Here is a 17332-nt window from a genome sequence, read left to right on the forward strand (position 1 = left end):
TGCGGTCACCCGTCACAGGGTCTTCGTGTCTTCGGGGGGATTGAGCGAGGCGCCGTCCGGCAGGGGTGCCGATGGCTCCTGTCTGCGGTCTTCCTGGGCGCGTTTCACGACGCCCACCGACATCAGGACGATCAGGGCCACGGTGCACACCCAGCTGACCGCTGAGGTGGTCAGCCGTCCGTCGAGGAGCTGCAGAAGCAGCGTGATGAGGGGAGACACCGAGATCAGCAGCGACGTGGTGATCGGCTCGGTGTGCTTGATGCCGATCTGCAGGACGTAGATGGGCAGGCCCACACCGATGACGGCGACGATGAGCGAGGGCCACAACGCCGCGCCGACTCCGGGCCGTTCGCTCAGCGCGGTCAGCACCCAGGTGATGGCGATCATCAGGAAGAAGCGGATGGCGAGGACCGCCTGCGGCGTCTGCCCGGCCTCGCTCAGCCGCTTCATGTAGATGATGTTGGCGGTCGAGCCGATGCCGCAGGCCAGCGTCAGCAGAAATCCGGCGACGGCGTGCCCGGGCTCCAGCGATCCCACCGCGCTGCGACCGGTGAACGACTCCCACACCAGGACCGCGAGCACGACGCAGACACCGAGGGACGCGGCGACCTCGGCCCTCAGGGCCTTGCTTCCGCGCCGCAGCACGGGACCCATCAGGATGGTGAGGATCGGGCCGAGCGCCACCACCACCACGCTGACCACGGCCGGCTCCAGGTACTTGAGCGCGAACAGCATCGAAAGCCAGGTGACGGCGGTGGTCACGTTGATCGCGGCCACGTCGTACGGGTGGGTGCGCAGGGGGCGAAGTGCGGCGGGCAGGCCGACGCGTACAGCCTGCAGGGTGAGGAAGAACGCCGCGGTCATGGAGAACGAGACCGCGGCGAGCACCTGCGGGCTGACGTCCTGGACCGTGCTGCCTCCGTAGACGTCGAGCGCGGCGGTCAGGAAGGCGAAGCCGAGGATCGGGGCGATGCCGCTGACGACGTGGGACGTCTGGGGTTGTTTGGGGCGGTCAGGCAATTACGAGGTCTCCGATACGGGTGTGAGGGTGTTGCGCGGGATCCGGGAACCGGGCGCCGTGGGCTCGGTCCGGTCGTCGGGTGCCGGCGGGGTGGCGGTCCCGAAGTAGTGTGCACCGGTCTCGTGGTTGTCGAGATGGTGGTAGAAGCCGCGCCGGGACCGGAACTCGTACGCGGTGTCCAGTGGCTCGGGAGCCGTCAGGTCGCCCGTGGCGAGCCGGTCGTAGGCGGCGGTGACGTCGAACGGGAAGCTCACGAGGCCGCTGCTCACGTAGGTGTCGCCCTCCTCGCGCCAGCCGTCGGGCAGCGCGGCGCCGGGGGGTTGGTAGACAGGCCGTGCCAGGCGCTCGAAGCGGTAGAAGTATGGGCCGAACTCGGTCCACCCGGCGGGGAACCGTGGCACGACCGTCTCGTTCCACCACCGCTCGATCTCCGCGTCGAGCTCCGGGCCCGAGTAGAGCAGGCGGTGCCCGCTCGCCACGGCGGGGGACTCGGCGAGCACGGGGAACGCCTCGCGGAACGCCACCACGGACGGGTGGTCCGAGGCGCTGATCCACTCCAGCAGCGAGTGGATCACCTCTGACTGGCTCATCCCGGCCAGCACGCGGGCCGGACGCCATAGCCGTTTGAAGTACTGGTTCTCCCCCAGGATGCGGGCCAGGAACATGAAGCGCTGCATCGCGAAGTTCTCCGCCAGCGTGGAGGTCCGGTTGGCGAGGACGTACTCGAAGTCGTCCGACTCGCCGCGCACGGTGACGAATCCGTGCAGCTCGCGCTGTTCGCTGTAGGCCGTGTTGGGCAGCAGGAGCAGCGGGTACACGGCGATGCGCGGCACCTTCTCGGCGATCCTGTCGTATCCGTCGAGGAACGACTCGACCGTCTCTCCCGGCGCTCCCCAGATCAGCTCGACGAAGGCGTCCATGCCTTCGTCGGCCAGCCAGTCGCTGAGGTCCTGCCACTGGTTGAGCTTCATGTTGCGGCGCTGCATGCCGGTGAGCGCCTCGTCCGAGAGTGTCTGCAGGGCGAGCGTGAACGAGCTCTTGAAGCCGCGCTCCTTCAGGGTGCGCACGATGCGGTGGAAGCGCTGGGACTTGTTCTTGGCCCAGTTGGCCTCGAGCGACGTGGGAAACCCGTACTTCTCGTTGATCTTCAGGAGGTCTTCGGTGAACTCCTCATCGGCTTCGAGCATGCCGAAGTTCGCGTCGCACAGGAAGACCGTGGGGACCTGGTGGTATCCGAACAGATCGAGTTCGGCGGCCAGCCGGTCCCGGGAGAAGGAGCGCACCCGCTGGCCGGTGGCGCCACCCCAGTAACAGAAGGAACAGCGGTACGGGCAGCCCCGGTTCGTCTCCAGTAAAGCGAATTCATAGGGAAAGTTTCCGTTGCGATCGAGTAAGGGTATCGCGCCGGTGAGAAACGGGGACGGAATGATGTCCAGGTCATTGATACGGTCACGGTCCGGCGTGGTGATGAAATCGGTGCCGTCCGTGCGGAACGAAATTCCGGATATGGGGGGCAGGTTGGGATCCCGGCGGTCGGCGAGGACCGAGCTGATCAATTCGCGGAACGTCAGCTCGCCCTCGCCGTTCACCACGATGTCGACCGATGGGCATTCGCGGAACACCTTCGGCGCCTGATGGCTCACGTGGTTTCCGCCGAAGATGGTGAGGCCGTCGGGCCTCAACTGCTTGTGCACTTCGGCCAGGAGGGAGAAGTTCCGATAGTTCCAGCCCACCACGGAGAAGGCGAGCACATCGGGTACCTCGTCATGAAAGATGGTCCGGGTCATCTCGTTCACGGACCATCCACCGCGCATGTTGTGGATTCGTACGTCGACTTCTCGACCGATGTCGGGATCAGCGTCGAGCACTGCCTTCAGATAACCAGCCGCGAGGGGCATGGAATCAACCGGCAGGTCCCAGGCACTCTGCTGCACCAAGGCGATCTTGAGCATGTACGGATGCCTCCATGATGAAGATGAAGTGGGCCGTCAGCCGCTGGCCACCCAGGTGACCTCCGTGTCGGCGGTGGGGTCGAAGTGGTACAGAGTCACGCTGTCGCTGTGCGGGGTCACCCGGTCCGCGAGTTCTCGTTGCGCCTGGGCCAGTACATCCGGGGGGATCACCGATGCGATGCCCTCCAGGAGCAGCATCACGTCCCGGGTCGCCGCGGTGACCTTGGTGTTGTCCGCGTCCCGGTGGTTCCAGTGGCGGGTCAGGACGTGGGAGCCGTCGCCGTAGACGACCTCGCCCTCGACGGGCGTCTCCCGCTCGTCGGGCTTGCCCAGCGGCACATGGGTGTCGCCGGGGCGTGCGTAGCGCAGGCAGAAGCCTTCCCGGATGCCGGTCAGGTCGTAACCGCCCGTCGGCAGCATGTACTTCATGGACACGAGGTTGCAGGTGTCCACGAGCGGGGAGATCCGCGGCAGCCGACCCGCCTTGAGGAGCCGGCGCCGCAGCGCGTCGACACTCGGCCGCGTCCTGCGGGGGTTGGTGCCGAAGCTGCGCAGCAGTTCGTGCCAGGCGGCGATGGTCGGCTCATCCTCCTCCGACAGGGTCCGCGTGCCCGCGCGTACCTCGGCCTCGAAGCCCGCCAGCTCCTCCTCGGTCTCCGGCCACGGCTCGGCGTTCTTCAGGCCGAGCACGAGGACGGCGGCGGTGCGGCAGTCGGGGTAGCGGGCGGCGATGTCTGGAGCCACGCTCAGCTGGAGGGTGCGGGCCTTGGCGGTCGTGCGGGCGGCGGCTTCGGTCTCGTGGTTCATCAAGCACTTTCCGGTGAGGTGGTGCGCGAATCTCGGTCAGTTGACGGACGACTGATCAACGGGCGGCCCGCCGGGCTGGACACGGGGCGGCCGGTGGAGCACCGGCGCATGCCACCACCTACGGGCGGCGGTTAATTCAGCCGAACCAATTTTCCGCAGACCACGGGCTTTCTTCCTGGTCAGGACAGGCCCGATGGCGGAGCCGCCGCTCTGGCGACAGTACGTCAAGGCCGATATCGAAGACAGAATTCCGGATGGGAATGGCTCTCGCACGGCGGGAATCGGCCATTGTTTAGATGTGGACATTCGAGGCAGTCGCCGCATGCGGGGCGGCTGGAAGGCGCGAATACGGGAGTGACTCGCGTCACACTTGCAGGGGGCGGGGTTGCTGTCGGAGCCGAACGCGGCTCACCGTTGAATCGAGCCATCGGGTCCATTCGAGATGAAGGGTCAGATGAATTGAGCTCCACGCAGGTCACCCCGGAAAACATCGATTCAATTCTCGCCGAGCACATCTCTGAGGTGTTCGACGATGAACGCTTCAGGCGAGACTCGCAGAAATTCAGGCGCGAAGGTTACATAAAGGTCCGCGAACTGGTTCCGGACGCCGTCTTCGAAGGGCTGCAAAAAGAAGTACGCGACATCATCGCGCAGCACGAGAAACGCATCGACGTCCATCTGCCGGAGACCAGCAACTCGCCCCGCTACATGAGCACCGTGAGCGCCTCCGCCATCATCAAGGACGGCAGCCTCATCCCGGCGGTCTACAACTCCTCGGCGCTCAGGGACGCGTTGTCCAGGCTCGCGGCCGAGGCCGTCATCGACTGTTCCTGGGACGGCGAGAAATACGCGATCCTGCACCAGCACAAGAAGGGCGACACCCACGGCTGGCACTGGGGCGACTTCAGCTACGCCATCGTGTGGATCATCGAGGCCCCGGACCTGAAGTACGGCGGGGCCCTGCAGTGCATCCCGCACACGGACTGGGACAAGTCCGATCCGCGGGTGATGGACTACATCCTCGAAAACCCCATCCGCACCTACGGAAACGTCACCAGGGACCTGTACTTCTTCCGCACGGACACGACCCTGCACCGGACGATTCCCTTGTCCGAGGACAAGACACGCATCATCCTCAACACCACGTTCGCCGCTGAACGCGACCTGAAGAAGAACGTCACCCACGAGACGATGGGCGCCATGTTCGACTGACCGCCCCCGGTCGGCGCGACCGGCGCACTGCCGGCATCGACCCGCCCAGCCGTTGCCCCGACCGGTCCCTGAGCAGCCTTTACCGCGAACCGACGAACTCACCGGCCCCTTGCGAACGCGCGCCGGTGGGTTCGTCGTATGGGCTCAACTCCCGCCGCCTGCTGGCCACTTGGGAAGGCACGAAACCATGCACCCTTGGCACCACGGGCTCCTCCTGCTGCACCTGGCGACGGTCATGGCCGGCGCCGTAGTGGTCGTGGCCGCAGGTCGGTGGGCAGCCCGCCGGACCCGGCAGCCCGAGGTCATCGGAGAGATCGCCGCGGGAATGCTGACCGGTCCGCTCCTGCTGTGGGCCCTGGGGGCCGACCGGTTCCACACCGTCCTTCCCACGGAGATCCTGTCCTGGCTCAAGCACCTGGCCGAACTCGGACTTGTCCTGTTCCTCGTCGAGTTCGCCCACCGCCTGAAGGACCGGCATGCCCGCCCCTCCCTCAAGTCGGCGGCCTGGGTGACCCTGGGCTCCTTCGTGCCGGCCCTGGCCGCGGGCGCGCTGCTCGCCGCCTGGGTCACCCGCTTCGGAGCCCCTTCGGTACGCGGCTCGGCGCCCGCCCCCGCCTTCTTCCTGCTCGTCGCGGTGACCCTCGCCGTCACCGCCGTGCCGGTCCTGGCCCGTGTCATCACGGACCGCCATATGACGGACACGGCCCCGGGCAGGCTCGCGCTGAGTTCCGCCATCGCCATCGACTCGGCCGCGTGGCTGCTGCTCGCGCTGGCGGTCGGCTTACGCACCGGTCAACCCGGCTCCTTCCTCAAGTCGGTCGGCGTGCTGGCCCTGGGCGCCCTGACGGCCCTCCTCCTCAACCGCCTGCTGCGCACGCACCACGCGCAGCGGCTCTGCGACTTCGCGCCTCGCGCCGCCCAGCTCTGCACGGCAGCCCTCGCCATGGCCCTCGCCTTCACCACGGCACACTTCGGCATGACGCTGATCTTCGGAGCGGTCCTGGCCGGGTTCGCGCTGCCGGGCACCGTGTGCTGGAAACGAGTGACCCAATCCGTGGGCCGGATCGGCGCTCTCCTCCTGCCGATCTACTTCGTCGCCACCGGCCTCACCGCCCTGACCCGCGACCTCACCGGCTTCTCGGCCTCCTTGACGCTCCTCACCGTCGCGCTTGCCACCCTGGCGAAAATCGGCGGGGGCTGGCTCGGTGCGCGGCTCTCCGGCCACCGGGGCGCCGACGGCCTGCGCGTCGGAGTCCTGATGAACACCCGGGGCCTGACCGAACTGATCATTCTCCAGGTGGGTCTGAGCGCGGGCGTCCTCACTCCGCCGCTCTACCTCTCCCTGGTGATCATGGCGCTGGTCACCACGGCGTGCACGGCACCCGCGCTGACTCTCATCGACCGCTTCGACAACAGGGGCCGCACACCCGGCGCAGCGCCGGCCCCGCACGTCCCGGACCAGCACACAGCGGGCACGGCCAGGTCGGAAGAGATCTGACCTGGTTCTGAAGAGATCTGACCTGGTTCTTCTGAGTGTGGACACCTTGGACACCGCATGTCCCGTCCGAGGAGGGACAGGGTGCCAGAACTCGGGAGCCGCTTGCACTCGACCATGCCGAGTGCTAATCATTGGCGTTAGCACTCTGAAGGTGAGAGTGATAACGAAGGACCGGGTCGGTGAGGCCCGCAGGCCAGGTGGTGCAAGGAACCACGGGGCAGGCAGGCCGTCCGTCGCGGGCGCCAGCGCGGTCCGGAGCAATCCACCCCAGTCCGGGAGGACCACTTCACATGGCCAAGATCATCGCGTTCGACGAGGAGGCACGGCGCGGTCTCGAGCGCGGGATGAACCAGCTCGCCGACGCCGTCAAGGTCACCCTTGGCCCCAAGGGCCGCAACGTCGTCCTCGAGAAGAAGTGGGGCGCCCCCACGATCACCAACGATGGTGTTTCCATCGCCAAGGAGATCGAGCTCGAGGACCCGTACGAGAAGATCGGCGCCGAGCTGGTCAAGGAAGTCGCCAAGAAGACGGACGACGTCGCCGGCGACGGTACGACCACGGCGACCGTGCTCGCCCAGGCCCTCGTCAAGGAGGGTCTGCGCAACGTAGCCGCAGGCGCCAACCCGATGGCCCTCAAGCGCGGTATCGAGAAGGCCGTCGAGGCCGTCTCCGGTGCCCTGCTGGAGCAGGCCAAGGACGTGGAGACCAAGGAGCAGATCGCTTCTACGGCCTCCATCTCCGCCGCCGACACCCAGATCGGCGAGCTCATCGCCGAGGCGATGGACAAGGTCGGCAAGGAAGGCGTCATCACCGTCGAGGAGTCCCAGACCTTCGGTCTCGAGCTTGAGCTCACCGAGGGTATGCGCTTCGACAAGGGCTACATCTCGGCGTACTTCGCCACCGACATGGAGCGTATGGAGGCCGTCCTCGACGACCCGTACATCCTGATCGCCAACTCGAAGATCGCCAACGTCAAGGACCTGCTCCCGCTCCTGGAGAAGGTCATGCAGTCGGGCAAGCCGCTGCTGATCATCGCCGAGGACGTCGAGGGCGAGGCCCTGTCCACGCTGGTCGTCAACAAGATCCGCGGCACCTTCAAGTCCGTCGCCGTCAAGGCTCCGGGCTTCGGTGACCGTCGCAAGGCCATGCTCGGCGACATCGCCATCCTCACGGGCGGCGAGGTCATCTCCGAGGAGGTCGGCCTCAAGCTGGAGAACGCGACCGTGGACCTGCTGGGTCGCGCTCGCAAGGTCGTCATCACCAAGGACGAGACGACGATCGTCGACGGCTCGGGCTCGGCGGACCAGGTTGCCGGTCGCGTCAACCAGATCCGCGCCGAGATCGAGAACAGCGACTCGGACTACGACCGCGAGAAGCTCCAGGAGCGCCTCGCCAAGCTCGCGGGTGGCGTCGCCGTCATCAAGGCGGGCGCGGCCACCGAGGTCGAGCTCAAGGAGCGCAAGCACCGCATCGAGGACGCCGTTCGCAACGCGAAGGCGGCCGTCGAGGAGGGCATCGTCGCCGGTGGCGGCGTCGCGCTCATCCAGGCGGGCCACGTCTTCGACAAGCTCGAGCTCGAGGGTGACGAGGCCACCGGTGCCGCGATCGTCAAGCTGGCGCTCGAGGCCCCGCTGAAGCAGATCGCCGTCAACGGTGGTCTCGAAGGCGGAGTCGTCGTCGAGAAGGTCCGCAACCTGCCCATCGGTCACGGCCTCAACGCCGCCACCGGTGAGTACGTGGACATGATCGCCGAGGGCATCATCGACCCGGCGAAGGTCACGCGCTCTGCCCTGCAGAACGCCGCGTCCATCGCCGCGCTCTTCCTCACCACCGAGGCCGTCATCGCCGACAAGCCCGAGAAGGCCGGTGCCGGCGCGGGCGCCGGTGGCGGCATGCCGGGCGGTGACATGGACTTCTGATCGACCTCTGGTTGATCAACGGTCTTACCGAGGGCGGTACTTCCTGCTTCTGCAGGAGGTGCCGCCCTCGGGCATGTCCGGGGTCACGGGTGTTCGGGATCACAGGCCGAGGTGCCGGACGGTCGGAATGAGGGGCTTGGCCAGGTGGTTGTTGTTGACGCATGATCGATGCATACGCACATACCAACTGGTACCTGGTGCCCAGTGCCTCATACCCGGTAATCCCGAGGAGCCCCCACACGTGTCTACGACCGCCCCCGCCTCCCGAGCGGCCGAAATCCTCGGCCGTCCGATCACCCTCAACGGCCTGACCGTCCCGAACCGGATCGCGATGGCGCCGATGACCCGGCAGTTCTCGCCGGGCGGCATCCCCGGTGAAGATGTGGTCGGGTACTACTCCCGCCGTGCCGCCGCGGGTGTGGGCCTCATCGTCACCGAGGGGACCTACGTCGGCCACGAGTCCGCCGGTCAGAGCGACGACATCCCGCGCTTCCACGGTGAGGAGCAGCTCGCCGGCTGGGCGAAGGTGGCCGAGGGCGTGCACGCGGCGGGCGGCACGATCGTGCCGCAGCTGTGGCACATCGGCATGGTCCGCGAGCAGGGCCAGCCGCCGTATGCGGACGCGCCCGCCGTCGGCCCGTCCGGGCTGAGGATCGGCAGCGACGAGGTCACCGGTACGGCCATGACGCAGCGGGACCTGGACGACGTCATCGGCGCGTTCGCCGAGGCGGCGGCCGCGGCGGAGCGGATCGGTTTCGACGGGGTCGAGCTGCACGGGGCCCACGGCTACCTCCTCGACCAGTTCCTGTGGTCGGGCACCAACCGTCGTACGGATGCCTACGGCGGTGACGCGGTCGCCCGTACGAAGTTCGCGGCGGAGATCGTGGCGGCGGTTCGGGAGACGGTGTCGCCGGAGTTCCCGATCATCTTCCGTTACTCGCAGTGGAAGCAGGACGTCTACAAGGCCCGGCTGGCGGAGACGCCGGAGGAGCTGGAGGCGATCCTGACCCCGCTCGCGGCGGTGGGAGTTGACGTCTTCCACGCTTCCACCCGTCGTTACTGGCTCCCCGAGTTCGAGGAGGCCGGCTCCGATCTCAACCTCGCGGGCTGGACGAAGAAGCTCACCGGCAAGCAGACCATCACGGTCGGTTCGGTCGGCCTCGACGGGGACTTCCTCAAGGGGTTCCGGGGTGAGGGTGCTCCGCTCAAGGGCATCGACGATCTCCTCGACAGCCTGGAGCGGGACGAGTTCGACATGGTGGCGGTGGGGCGGGCGCTGCTTCAGGATCCGGAGTGGGCTGCGAAGGTCCTCGCGGGGCGGGTGGAGGAGCTGGCGCCGTATGACGCGGCGGCGCTGAAGTCGCTGAGCTGACGCCCGAGTTGACGATGGGGAACGGCCGGGGTGGTCTAATCGACCCTGGCCGTTCTTGTCGTTCCGCCGTCGTGGCCCGGACCGACGTGCCGCTCTCGCACCCGGCGCCTCAGGCGCACCACGCCGTAGAGCGTGGAGTGCGCCGCAGCCACCAGGACACAGAGGGCGAGCGTGGTCAGGCCCCAGTCGCCCAGGGCCGCCAGAAAGCCGCCCGACCACACGGCATGCAGCAGCGCGTCCGCCAGGTCGAAGACCGAGAACCCGAGGGTGACCAGGAGCGAGACCCGCAACTGCCTGATCAGCCCCGTCATGCCGCGATCCGTCCGAAGAACCCGAGGGCGGGCGCGTAGGGCGCCACCAGCAGGAGCGCGGGCCGTACGGCCTGCCCTTCCTGGTCCCCGCCGCAGGCGCAGGCCAGGGCGCGGACCCCGTAGACCCGGTCCGAAATGTTCATGCTCACCTCGCCGCGAGCATAAGCGGGGTTCCTGAGGGCTGAGGCGGTAGGGCCACCTGCCGAGCTCCGGCCCTGTCCGCCGGCCCCCAACTCGGGCTAGCGTTCGCGCACATGAGGATCCTGCACCTGTCCGACACCCACCTTGAACGCGACGACGCCCCCAACCGCCACGGCATCAACGCGACCGACTCGCTGCGGCTGATGCTCGCCGAGCTGCGGCATCAGCGGGGGGTGGACGCGATCGTCGTCACCGGGGACCTCGCCAACGACGGGGCGGTGGAGGCGTATGCGGCCGTGAAGGAGTTGGTGGGCGGGTTCGCGCGGTCGATGGGTGGGGTGCCGGTTTTCTACACGACCGGGAACCATGACGAGCGGGAGGCGTTCGGGAAGGTGCTCGGGAGTGGGCACGTGGCCGCGGACGCCGTGTTTCCGGTGGAGTTCGGGTGTGCTGCCGTCAGTACGGTCGGCGGGTATCGGTTCATCACGCTCGACTCGCTCGTGCCGGGGGAGGTGTACGGGGTGCTGAGTCGGGCCCAACTGGACTGGCTGGAGGAGGAGTTGAGGACTCCGGCCGAGCACGGGACCGTTCTCGCCTTCCACCATCCGCCGATCAACCTCGGTACGCCGATGCAGCGGGCCTTTGGGCTCAAGAACCCCGGGGAGTTGGCGGACGCGATCCGGGGGAGTGACGTACGGGTGGTCCTGACCGGGCACTTCCACCTCCAGCTCTTCGGCTTCCTGGAGGCGACGCCGGTGTGGGTCACGCCCGGTGTCGTCAACCGGATGGACCTGACGACGGCCTACGGCGCGGAGCGGGCGGTGCGTGGGGCTTCGGCGTCGCTGGTGGAGCTGGGCGGGGAGACCGGACCGATGTTCCACACCTTCCACGCGCGGGATCCTCGGGCGCACGAGACGGTGTACCAGTTGGACGCGGAGCAGGTCCGGTCGATCGTCGAACGGCACACGCCCGAGGGGTAGCCGGGGTCCCCGAGGGGTAGCCGGGGTCAGAGGTTTCCCAGCGGCTCGATATCCACGTGCACCGGTGTGCCCCAGACCCGCAGCACCTCGTAGTCGGTGAACTCGTGCACGAGCCGGTACGCCATCGCGGGCCGCGAACCGCGGCGCGCGGCGTTGATGTACAGCTCGGCCTCGTGGCGGTCGCGGCGCGGGGTGCCGCAGAGCTGCCAGGCCTGGCCGTTCCACAGTTCGGGGAGCCAGCGCTGCTGGGCCTGCGGGCGGTCCTCGCGGACGCCGTAGCGGGAAGGGGTGGTGTCGGTGGGCCGGGTCGGGGCGGGGCCGTTGAACTCGGAGCGGCGGGCCGAGCGGCGGCGGGTCTCGCAGAGCAGGCAGAGGTCGGGGGCGTCGGCGTCGACCGGGCCGTTGGGATGCTCCGGGCAGCGGGTGGTGGGCGCGGCGCCGCTGACGCTGTCGTCCAGGAGGTCCAGGGCGCGCTTGAGGTCCGCCTTGACCTCGTGGAGCTTGCCGTCGGGGGTGTCGGACGCGAGGGCCTCGCCGTGCTCGCCGAGGAGGCGGAGGGCGCGGCCTAGGGCGGTCTGCTGGGCGTGGTTCATGGTCCTGTCGACGATAGTCGGCTTTGCCGCGGGCCGGTTCTCCTGGATGGGGACGGCGGCGCCCGTTCTCCGCTCAGGTGGCCGGGTGTGCCGCCCCTGCCCGGAGCCGGTGGGCGAGGTGGCCGAGCAGTACGGCGTTGGCCAGCCCGCACAGGGCCATAGTGGCGGCGACGAAGGCCAACGGGCTCGACGTCGGCAGGAGGAAGGCGAGGAAGCCGGCCGGTGCCGTGGCCATCAGCGGCCAGAGTCCGGCGAATGTCGGGTCCGCCAGGATGTAGTCGGCGCAGAGGAAGAAGACCAGCGAGGCCGCGACCATGGCGAGGTATGCCCGCGCGGGCCAGTTGTCCACGGCGGGGGCGAGCAGGGTGCGCAGCCGAGCAAGGGTGCGGGTGCGGGTGGGAGGTGCCGAGGCTGTTCGCTCCTGCGCGGTGATTGTCGTCGTCGTGGATCTCTTCGCGAGGGCGCCGAGTACGGCGGCGTTCACGAGGGCGCAGAGCAGTAGCCATACCGTCCACGAGCCGAACGCCAGCGCTTGTAGTGGCCCCTCGGTGCCGGGGCCGAAGGGCAGGATCACGCTCAGGAGGGAGAGCGGCGCCGTGAGGATCAACGGGCCTGCGGCGACGGGGCTTTCCGGGGCGACGAACATCGCCGCGACCGACCCGGCTACGGCGATCAGGTAGGCCCGGGCCGGCCAGTTGTCCGTGGCGAGGGCGAGGAGACGGCGCGGGCGGGAGGTCTGCGGCATCGAGGTGTCGTCCTTCGCGTCGGTCGGTCCTGGGTGGTGAGGACAACGGTGGACCGGGGGGCGCGTTCGGACATGAGTACCGGTACTCAGTGGGAGGGGCGGAAGGACTTACCTCCCGCCGTCCCTCAAGCCGCCGGGTGGGCGGTGAACGTGACTTCTTCGTGGTCGTCGTCGAGCGCGATGTTCAGTGAGGCGTTCAAGGCCAGGGTCAGGCGGCGCAGCAAAGAGAGGATCGGTATGGTGTCGGCGCCCTCGACACGGGAGATCTTCGCCTGCGTCAGCCCCGGTTCCACCCGGCGGTCGTACGGCGGTACGCAGCTGGTGACATTGGTGTCAGGCGTGCTTGAGGTCTTCGACGAACGTGGACCATGCGGAGGCCGGGAAGACGAGTTTCGGGCCGAGGGGGTTCTTGGAGTCCCGGACGGGGACGAGGGCGGGATGGCCGTTGGCGACCTCCAGGCACTCGTTGCCGCCCCCGCCGCTGTAGCTGGACTTGTGCCACGTGGCCGTGCTCAGGTCGTAGTCAGGGAAGTTGCTCATGGGCGTAATCCTGCGCCATGGCTTCGATCAGATCCAGGGAGTTCGCCGGTGGGAGTGCCGAGGCTGAGAGCAGCTCGAAGGTGAACCTCAACTGGGCGACGGTGGCCGGGTCGTCCTCCAACCGTCCGGTTCCAGGTCCCTCGAAGTAGACCAGTGGAGGGGCGTCCCCGAAGTCCATCAGCCTCATCGAGCCCTCCATGGCCTTGTGCGCACCTGCGCTGAACGGCAGTACCTGCGCGATGACTCGGCCTCGACGGGCAACACCCGCGACGTGGTGCAGAGCTTCAGCCATCACCGCACGGCCGCCGGTCTCACGGCGCAGCACCGCTTCGTCAAGCACGACCCACAACAACGGTTTTGTTGGGTGTTCCAGTAGGCGCGTCCGCGCCATCCGGCCGTCCACCCACTCGTCGATCGTCCCCTCCGGCGCAGTCGGATCGTAGGCGCGGTTCACCGCTCGTGCGTACGCCGGGGTCTGAAGCAGTCCGGGGATCAGGAGCGGTGCGTACTGCCTGATCGCTGTGGCCTCCGTCTCCACTTCCGCCGCCTCCGCGAAGTGCTCCGGATACCTCGACTTCGCCGCCGCCCCACAATTCCTGGCGAAGAAATCCCCCGTCCCCAACTCCGCGTCCAGCATCCGCGCATACTCCGGCACCATCCGCCGCGTCCCCGCCTCCAACTGCCCGATGAACGACCCGCTCACGAACAGCCGTTGCCCCAACTCGTCCTGGCTGAGGCCCGCCTTCTCGCGGGCGTGACGGAGTTCGGCGCCGAGCAGGGCGCGCGGTGACGAAGACGGGTCGAGATCTTTCGGTCCTGCCACAGCAACTCCCTGTCCTAACAGCCAAATTTGTTGGGACTCCCCGTATAGCCAGGTTAGACACGTTGCCGACACGCTGTGTTGCGAACAGCAAACTCTGTGTGGAGGTGCAAGGCATGCTGCGATCGACTGAAGAAGTCGTCGCCACATTGCGGGAGGCGCTCACCGATGTCGGTGTCGTCCTGCCGTCCCTGTGCGTGGACCCGGTGACAGGCGCGAGCGACGAAAAGTTCGCGCTGGTCACGCTGGGGCGCTGCAACATCCGTACCGCCGAGAAGCTCGCGTCCGTGCTGCGCGGCGAACGGCCCCCGATCGGCGCGCACGCCGTGGACGTACGGGACGGGCGGGTCGGCGAAGTGATGGGACACGTGGGCGGGAATGTGCAGTTGCGGCCCGTGGCCGGCGGCCGGGAGTGGGACTGCCCGCCGGAGTCGACGGGACCCGCCGGGCAGGAGGAGGTTCTGCGGGCGAGGGTCCGGGAACGGAACCGCGAAGCCCGCCTGCCCTGAGCCCCTGCCCTGAGCCCCTGCCCTGAGCCCCGGCCCCGAGCCCCTGCCCTTCCCCGAGCCCCTGCCCTGAGCCGCCTGCCCTGAGTCGGCCGACGTGCTCGACTGACCCCATGCCCACACTCCCGCCCCGCCTCCTCCGGGCCCTCGAATCCTTCAACTCCGCCCGCCCCTGGAGCCACAACGCCCACTACCACCCTTGGCTGCTACGGCAGTTGCCCCGCAGGTTCGGGCGAGCCCTGGACGTGGGTTGTGGGAGCGGCGACCTGGTGCGGCTGCTTGCCGCGAGGAGTGCGGGTGGTGTGGAGGGCATCGACTCCGATCCCCAAATCATCGCCCGGGCACGGGAGTTGACCCCACCCGGCGTCTCCGGCGTCTCCGGTGTCCCCGTGGTCTTCACCGTCGCCGACGCCCGGGCCGGAATCCCCGCCGGCCCCTACGACGTCATCACCTGCGTCGCCGCCCTCCACCACCTCCCGTTCGCCGAGACGCTCACCCGCTTCCGTGACCAACTCGCCCCGGGTGGAACCCTCGTGGTGGTCGGCTGCGCCCGCGAGGCGGATGCCGTCGACGACGCCCTCGGCCTCGTCTCCGTCCCCCTGAACCTCGCCATGGGCTGGGTGAAGAACCGGGGCCGTAGGGCCGTGTCCCGCCCGGTGGCCATGACCGCCGTCACCCGGCCGCCGGAGATGACCTTCGCCGAGGTCCGCCGCGAGGCGATCCGCGTACTGCCGCGGGTCCGGCCGCGGCGGCGGTTGTTCTGGCGGTACACGCTGGTGTGGCGGGCACCCCTGGCATGATTCCGTCCACCCGATGCACCACCTCGTCGAGAGGGTCGACGGCAGCCGCTCCAGGCACTGGTGGGCCCGGCGGCGCGCCATCGCTATGCACCCACGAGCGCGGGCGCCAGCTCCCGCCACGGCTCGGCCGGCACCTCGAACGGCGACTCCATCAGAGCCTGCACGCAGACATGGTCGGCCCCCGCGTCGAGATGCTCGCGCACCCGGTCGAGGATCGCCGTCTCGTCACCCCACGCCACGAGTGCCTCGGCCAGCCGGTCGGAGCCGCCGCGCACCAGGTCCGTCTCGTCGAAGCCGCCGCGCAGCCAGTTGTTGCGGTAGTTCGGCAGGCCGGTGTAGATGTCCAGGTGGGTGTGGGCCCGGCGGAGTGCGGTCTCGCGGTCCTTGGTGAGTACGGCGCCCATCTCGACGGCCACGATCTTGTCCGGGCCGAGCGCCGCCCGTACCTCGGCGGTCTGGGCCGGAGTCACCAGGTACGGGTGGCTGCCGTCGGCGAGTTCGCGGGCCGTCTCCAGCATCCGGGGGCCGAGCGCGGCGATCAGGACGGGCGGCCGGGGCGCGTCGGCCTCGGCGGCGTAGAAGGTCGCGCCCGCCATCGCCGTGAGGTACTCGCGCATCGCGGCGACGGGCTTGCCGTAATTGCCGCCGCGCACCCGCTCGACCAGCGGCCGGTGACTGACCCCGAGTCCGAGCACGAACCGGCCGCCGTACGCCGCCGACAGCGTGCGGGACGCCGCGTTCGCCGCGACCGCGCCCCGCGCCCAGATGTTGGCGATGCCGGTCGCCACGCGCATCCGTGAGGTCGCGGCGAGCAGCAACCCCGCCTGGCTGAACGCCTCCCGGCCGTACGCCTCGCCGAACCACAGGGTGCCCCAGCCCTGTTCCTCCAGCTCGGCCGCGATCTGCCCGGCCGCCGCCGGGGCCACGGCATCCAGGCTCGCGGTCCAGATCCCCACGCGGCCGAGTCCCGCTTCTTCCACCACTGTCATACGGGGACGGTAGGGGGTGGGGGCGGGCGGTTGCCGTGACCGTGCCGCTCAAGGTCCTTGACCCGGGCGTTCGCAGGAGGGAGGTGGCTCAGCCTCCGGGCTGGTAGGAGCGGGGCGCGGAACCCGTCCAGCGTTTGAACGCGCGGTGGAAGGCGCTCGGCTCGGAGAAGCCCAGTCGCCGCGAGATGTCCTCGATGGAGACCGTGCCCGTGGCCAGCGCCGCGATGGCCTCGTCGCGCCGCAGCTGATCGCGGATCCGCTGGAACGAGGTGCCCTCCGCCGCCAGCCGCCGCCGCAGGGTCTGCGCGCTCACCGCGAGCCGGGCCGCGATGTCCTCGGGGTCCGGCATCCGGTCCGGCAGCGACTGCCCGAGGAGTCGGCGGACCTGGGCGGCGGCGGTGCTGCCGTAGTCCAGGCGGGCGAGTACGTCGCCGGGGGCGCGGCGGAGAAACGCGTGCAGCCCCGACTCGTCCTGGAGCACCGGCAGTTCGAGCAGGGCGCGGTCGAAGACGAGGGCGGTGCGCGGGGCCCGGAAGGTGCACGGGGCACCGTAGAGGAGGTCGTATTCGAGCGCGTGGGGTGGTGCCGGGTGGCTGAACTCGACCCGGGTGAGGGCGATCCGGCGGCGGATCAGCCAGCCGGCGAAGCGGTGGGCCACGACGGTGGCGGACTCGGCGAGGTAGTGGTCGGGGTCGTCGAAGGCGGTGAGGTCGAAGACGAGTGCCGCCTGCTGTCCCAACTCGCCAGCCCCTTCCTCCAGTTGGAAGCGGGGGCCGCCGGGGAAGAGGCCGTAGAAGGTGCTGCTGCGGTTGATCGCGGTCCGTAGATCGGGGCTGCAGTGCACCACCGCGTGGCACATCATCGCGAAGGTGCCCACCTTGAGGGGCTGTGGGCCGAGGCCCTGGAACTCGTCGTCCAGGGCCTGCCATACCGCCTTCGTGAGCCGGGCGAACTGCTGCGGTGATACGCGGGCGAGCGGGACGTTCAGCAACTCCGGTGGTACGGCGGCCTGTTCGAGGAGCGGGGTGATGTCCACGCCGTGCCGCTCGGCTCCGCGCAGGGCGGCCCGTACGTGGTGGATGGCGACCGAGCGGGTCGGAGCGCTGTACGCGGGAGGCGTGGCCAT

At 68.9% G+C, this 17332-nt stretch carries 19 protein-coding genes; 7 read left to right on the plus strand and 12 right to left on the minus strand.

The genetic code is table 11. The features are described 5' to 3' along the window. Positions 1–12: 12 nt before the first annotated feature. From SPR02S_RS11980 to SPR02S_RS11990, 3 genes are read right to left on the minus strand one after another with little or no spacing between them, the layout of a single operon-like run. Positions 13–1020 carry an EamA family transporter gene (locus SPR02S_RS11980; protein ID WP_019057202.1) on the minus strand — a complete coding sequence of 336 codons (1008 nt, stop codon included), beginning with the start codon at positions 1018–1020 and terminating at the stop codon, positions 13–15. Continuing rightward, the gene (locus SPR02S_RS11985; protein WP_019057203.1) at positions 1021–2973 is read right to left on the minus strand and encodes a KedN5 family methylcobalamin-dependent radical SAM C-methyltransferase; all 1953 of its coding nucleotides are present in this window, start codon (positions 2971–2973) and stop codon (positions 1021–1023) included. It abuts the gene before it with no gap. A 36-nt stretch (positions 2974–3009) separates the two neighbouring features. Further along, positions 3010–3780 carry a B3/B4 domain-containing protein gene (locus tag SPR02S_RS11990; protein WP_019057204.1) on the minus strand — a complete coding sequence of 257 codons (771 nt, stop codon included), beginning with the start codon at positions 3778–3780 and terminating at the stop codon, positions 3010–3012. A 354-nt stretch (positions 3781–4134) separates the two neighbouring features. On the opposite strand from SPR02S_RS11990, the gene SPR02S_RS11995 reads away from it, so the two are divergent. The 4 genes from SPR02S_RS11995 (at position 4135) to SPR02S_RS12010 (ending at position 9781) form a co-directional block, all read left to right on the plus strand. Beyond that, complete coding sequence (locus SPR02S_RS11995; RefSeq protein ID WP_245607553.1) at positions 4135–4992, plus strand: HalD/BesD family halogenase; 858 nt, start codon at positions 4135–4137, stop codon at positions 4990–4992. Between the two features lie 187 nt (positions 4993–5179). Then, a complete protein-coding gene (locus SPR02S_RS55595; RefSeq protein ID WP_019057206.1) occupies positions 5180–6490 on the plus strand; it encodes a cation:proton antiporter in 1311 nt (436 codons plus the stop codon). 290 nt (positions 6491–6780) lie between these two features. Beyond that, complete coding sequence (gene groL, locus SPR02S_RS12005) at positions 6781–8409, plus strand: chaperonin GroEL (RefSeq protein ID WP_019057207.1); 1629 nt, start codon at positions 6781–6783, stop codon at positions 8407–8409. 241 nt (positions 8410–8650) lie between these two features. After that, positions 8651–9781: an NADH:flavin oxidoreductase gene (locus tag SPR02S_RS12010; protein WP_019057208.1), complete on the plus strand. Its 1131-nt coding sequence runs from the start codon at positions 8651–8653 to the stop codon at positions 9779–9781. Between the two features lie 35 nt (positions 9782–9816). Here the strand turns inward: SPR02S_RS12010 and SPR02S_RS12015 are convergent, their stop codons facing one another. Both SPR02S_RS12015 and SPR02S_RS62980 read right to left on the minus strand, forming a co-directional pair. Then, entirely contained in the window at positions 9817–10092 is a 276-nt protein-coding gene (locus tag SPR02S_RS12015) for a hypothetical protein (protein ID WP_019057209.1), read from the minus strand. After that, entirely contained in the window at positions 10089–10235 is a 147-nt protein-coding gene (locus tag SPR02S_RS62980; protein WP_019057210.1) for a hypothetical protein, read from the minus strand. The genes SPR02S_RS12015 and SPR02S_RS62980 overlap by 4 nt, the downstream gene beginning before the upstream one ends. 111 nt (positions 10236–10346) lie before the next feature. Here SPR02S_RS62980 and SPR02S_RS12025 point away from each other — a divergent pair, with 111 nt between their 5' ends. Next, positions 10347–11213: a metallophosphoesterase family protein gene (locus SPR02S_RS12025; RefSeq protein ID WP_019057211.1), complete on the plus strand. Its 867-nt coding sequence runs from the start codon at positions 10347–10349 to the stop codon at positions 11211–11213. Positions 11214–11239: 26 nt separating this feature from the next. Here the strand turns inward: SPR02S_RS12025 and SPR02S_RS12030 are convergent, their stop codons facing one another. The 5 genes from SPR02S_RS12030 to SPR02S_RS12050 all read right to left on the minus strand — a co-directional run bounded on the left by SPR02S_RS12030 (position 11240) and on the right by SPR02S_RS12050 (position 13914). Further along, positions 11240–11806, minus strand: a complete 567-nt coding sequence (locus SPR02S_RS12030; protein ID WP_019057212.1) for a hypothetical protein — start codon at positions 11804–11806, stop codon at positions 11240–11242. A gap of 73 nt (positions 11807–11879) precedes the next feature. Further along, positions 11880–12551 carry an SCO4225 family membrane protein gene (locus tag SPR02S_RS12035; protein WP_019057213.1) on the minus strand — a complete coding sequence of 224 codons (672 nt, stop codon included), beginning with the start codon at positions 12549–12551 and terminating at the stop codon, positions 11880–11882. Between the two features lie 125 nt (positions 12552–12676). Beyond that, positions 12677–12844: a hypothetical protein gene (locus SPR02S_RS55600; protein WP_019057214.1), complete on the minus strand. Its 168-nt coding sequence runs from the start codon at positions 12842–12844 to the stop codon at positions 12677–12679. 40 nt (positions 12845–12884) lie between these two features. Continuing rightward, positions 12885–13091, minus strand: a complete 207-nt coding sequence (locus SPR02S_RS12045; protein WP_019057215.1) for a DUF397 domain-containing protein — start codon at positions 13089–13091, stop codon at positions 12885–12887. Then, positions 13075–13914, minus strand: coding sequence for a helix-turn-helix domain-containing protein (locus SPR02S_RS12050; protein WP_019057216.1), 840 nt, complete (start codon positions 13912–13914; stop codon positions 13075–13077). Before SPR02S_RS12050 ends, SPR02S_RS12045 begins: the two co-directional genes overlap by 17 nt. A 113-nt stretch (positions 13915–14027) precedes the next feature. Here SPR02S_RS12050 and SPR02S_RS12055 point away from each other — a divergent pair, with 113 nt between their 5' ends. Beyond that, complete coding sequence (locus tag SPR02S_RS12055) at positions 14028–14420, plus strand: hypothetical protein (protein ID WP_019057217.1); 393 nt, start codon at positions 14028–14030, stop codon at positions 14418–14420. 110 nt (positions 14421–14530) lie between these two features. Continuing rightward, complete coding sequence (locus SPR02S_RS12060; protein ID WP_026150447.1) at positions 14531–15217, plus strand: class I SAM-dependent methyltransferase; 687 nt, start codon at positions 14531–14533, stop codon at positions 15215–15217. Between the two features lie 83 nt (positions 15218–15300). Here the strand turns inward: SPR02S_RS12060 and SPR02S_RS12065 are convergent, their stop codons facing one another. Next, entirely contained in the window at positions 15301–16206 is a 906-nt protein-coding gene (locus SPR02S_RS12065; protein WP_026150448.1) for a TIGR03620 family F420-dependent LLM class oxidoreductase, read from the minus strand. Between the two features lie 88 nt (positions 16207–16294). Further along, positions 16295–17332: an AraC family transcriptional regulator gene (locus SPR02S_RS12070; protein ID WP_019057220.1), complete on the minus strand. Its 1038-nt coding sequence runs from the start codon at positions 17330–17332 to the stop codon at positions 16295–16297.

The sequence above is a fragment of the Streptomyces prunicolor NBRC 13075 genome (assembly GCF_000367365.1).
Taxonomy (GTDB): Bacteria; Actinomycetota; Actinomycetes; order Streptomycetales; family Streptomycetaceae; genus Streptomyces; species Streptomyces prunicolor.

Coding starts and splice junctions, on each gene's coding strand:
- SPR02S_RS11985 (WP_019057203.1), bottom strand. CDS start 2,973: ATGCTCAAGATCGCCTTGGTGCAGCAGAGTGCCTGGGACCTGCCGGTT.
- SPR02S_RS11990 (WP_019057204.1), bottom strand. CDS start 3,780: ATGAACCACGAGACCGAAGCCGCCGCCCGCACGACCGCCAAGGCCCGC.
- SPR02S_RS55595 (WP_019057206.1), top strand. CDS start 5,180: ATGCACCCTTGGCACCACGGGCTCCTCCTGCTGCACCTGGCGACGGTC.
- groL (WP_019057207.1), top strand. CDS start 6,781: ATGGCCAAGATCATCGCGTTCGACGAGGAGGCACGGCGCGGTCTCGAG.
- SPR02S_RS12015 (WP_019057209.1), bottom strand. CDS start 10,092: ATGACGGGGCTGATCAGGCAGTTGCGGGTCTCGCTCCTGGTCACCCTC.
- SPR02S_RS62980 (WP_019057210.1), bottom strand. CDS start 10,235: ATGAACATTTCGGACCGGGTCTACGGGGTCCGCGCCCTGGCCTGCGCC.
- SPR02S_RS12025 (WP_019057211.1), top strand. CDS start 10,347: ATGAGGATCCTGCACCTGTCCGACACCCACCTTGAACGCGACGACGCC.
- SPR02S_RS12030 (WP_019057212.1), bottom strand. CDS start 11,806: ATGAACCACGCCCAGCAGACCGCCCTAGGCCGCGCCCTCCGCCTCCTC.
- SPR02S_RS12035 (WP_019057213.1), bottom strand. CDS start 12,551: ATGCCGCAGACCTCCCGCCCGCGCCGTCTCCTCGCCCTCGCCACGGAC.
- SPR02S_RS12045 (WP_019057215.1), bottom strand. CDS start 13,091: ATGAGCAACTTCCCTGACTACGACCTGAGCACGGCCACGTGGCACAAG.
- SPR02S_RS12055 (WP_019057217.1), top strand. CDS start 14,028: ATGCTGCGATCGACTGAAGAAGTCGTCGCCACATTGCGGGAGGCGCTC.
- SPR02S_RS12060 (WP_026150447.1), top strand. CDS start 14,531: ATGCCCACACTCCCGCCCCGCCTCCTCCGGGCCCTCGAATCCTTCAAC.
- SPR02S_RS12065 (WP_026150448.1), bottom strand. CDS start 16,206: ATGACAGTGGTGGAAGAAGCGGGACTCGGCCGCGTGGGGATCTGGACC.
- SPR02S_RS12070 (WP_019057220.1), bottom strand. CDS start 17,332: ATGGCCACGCCTCCCGCGTACAGCGCTCCGACCCGCTCGGTCGCCATC.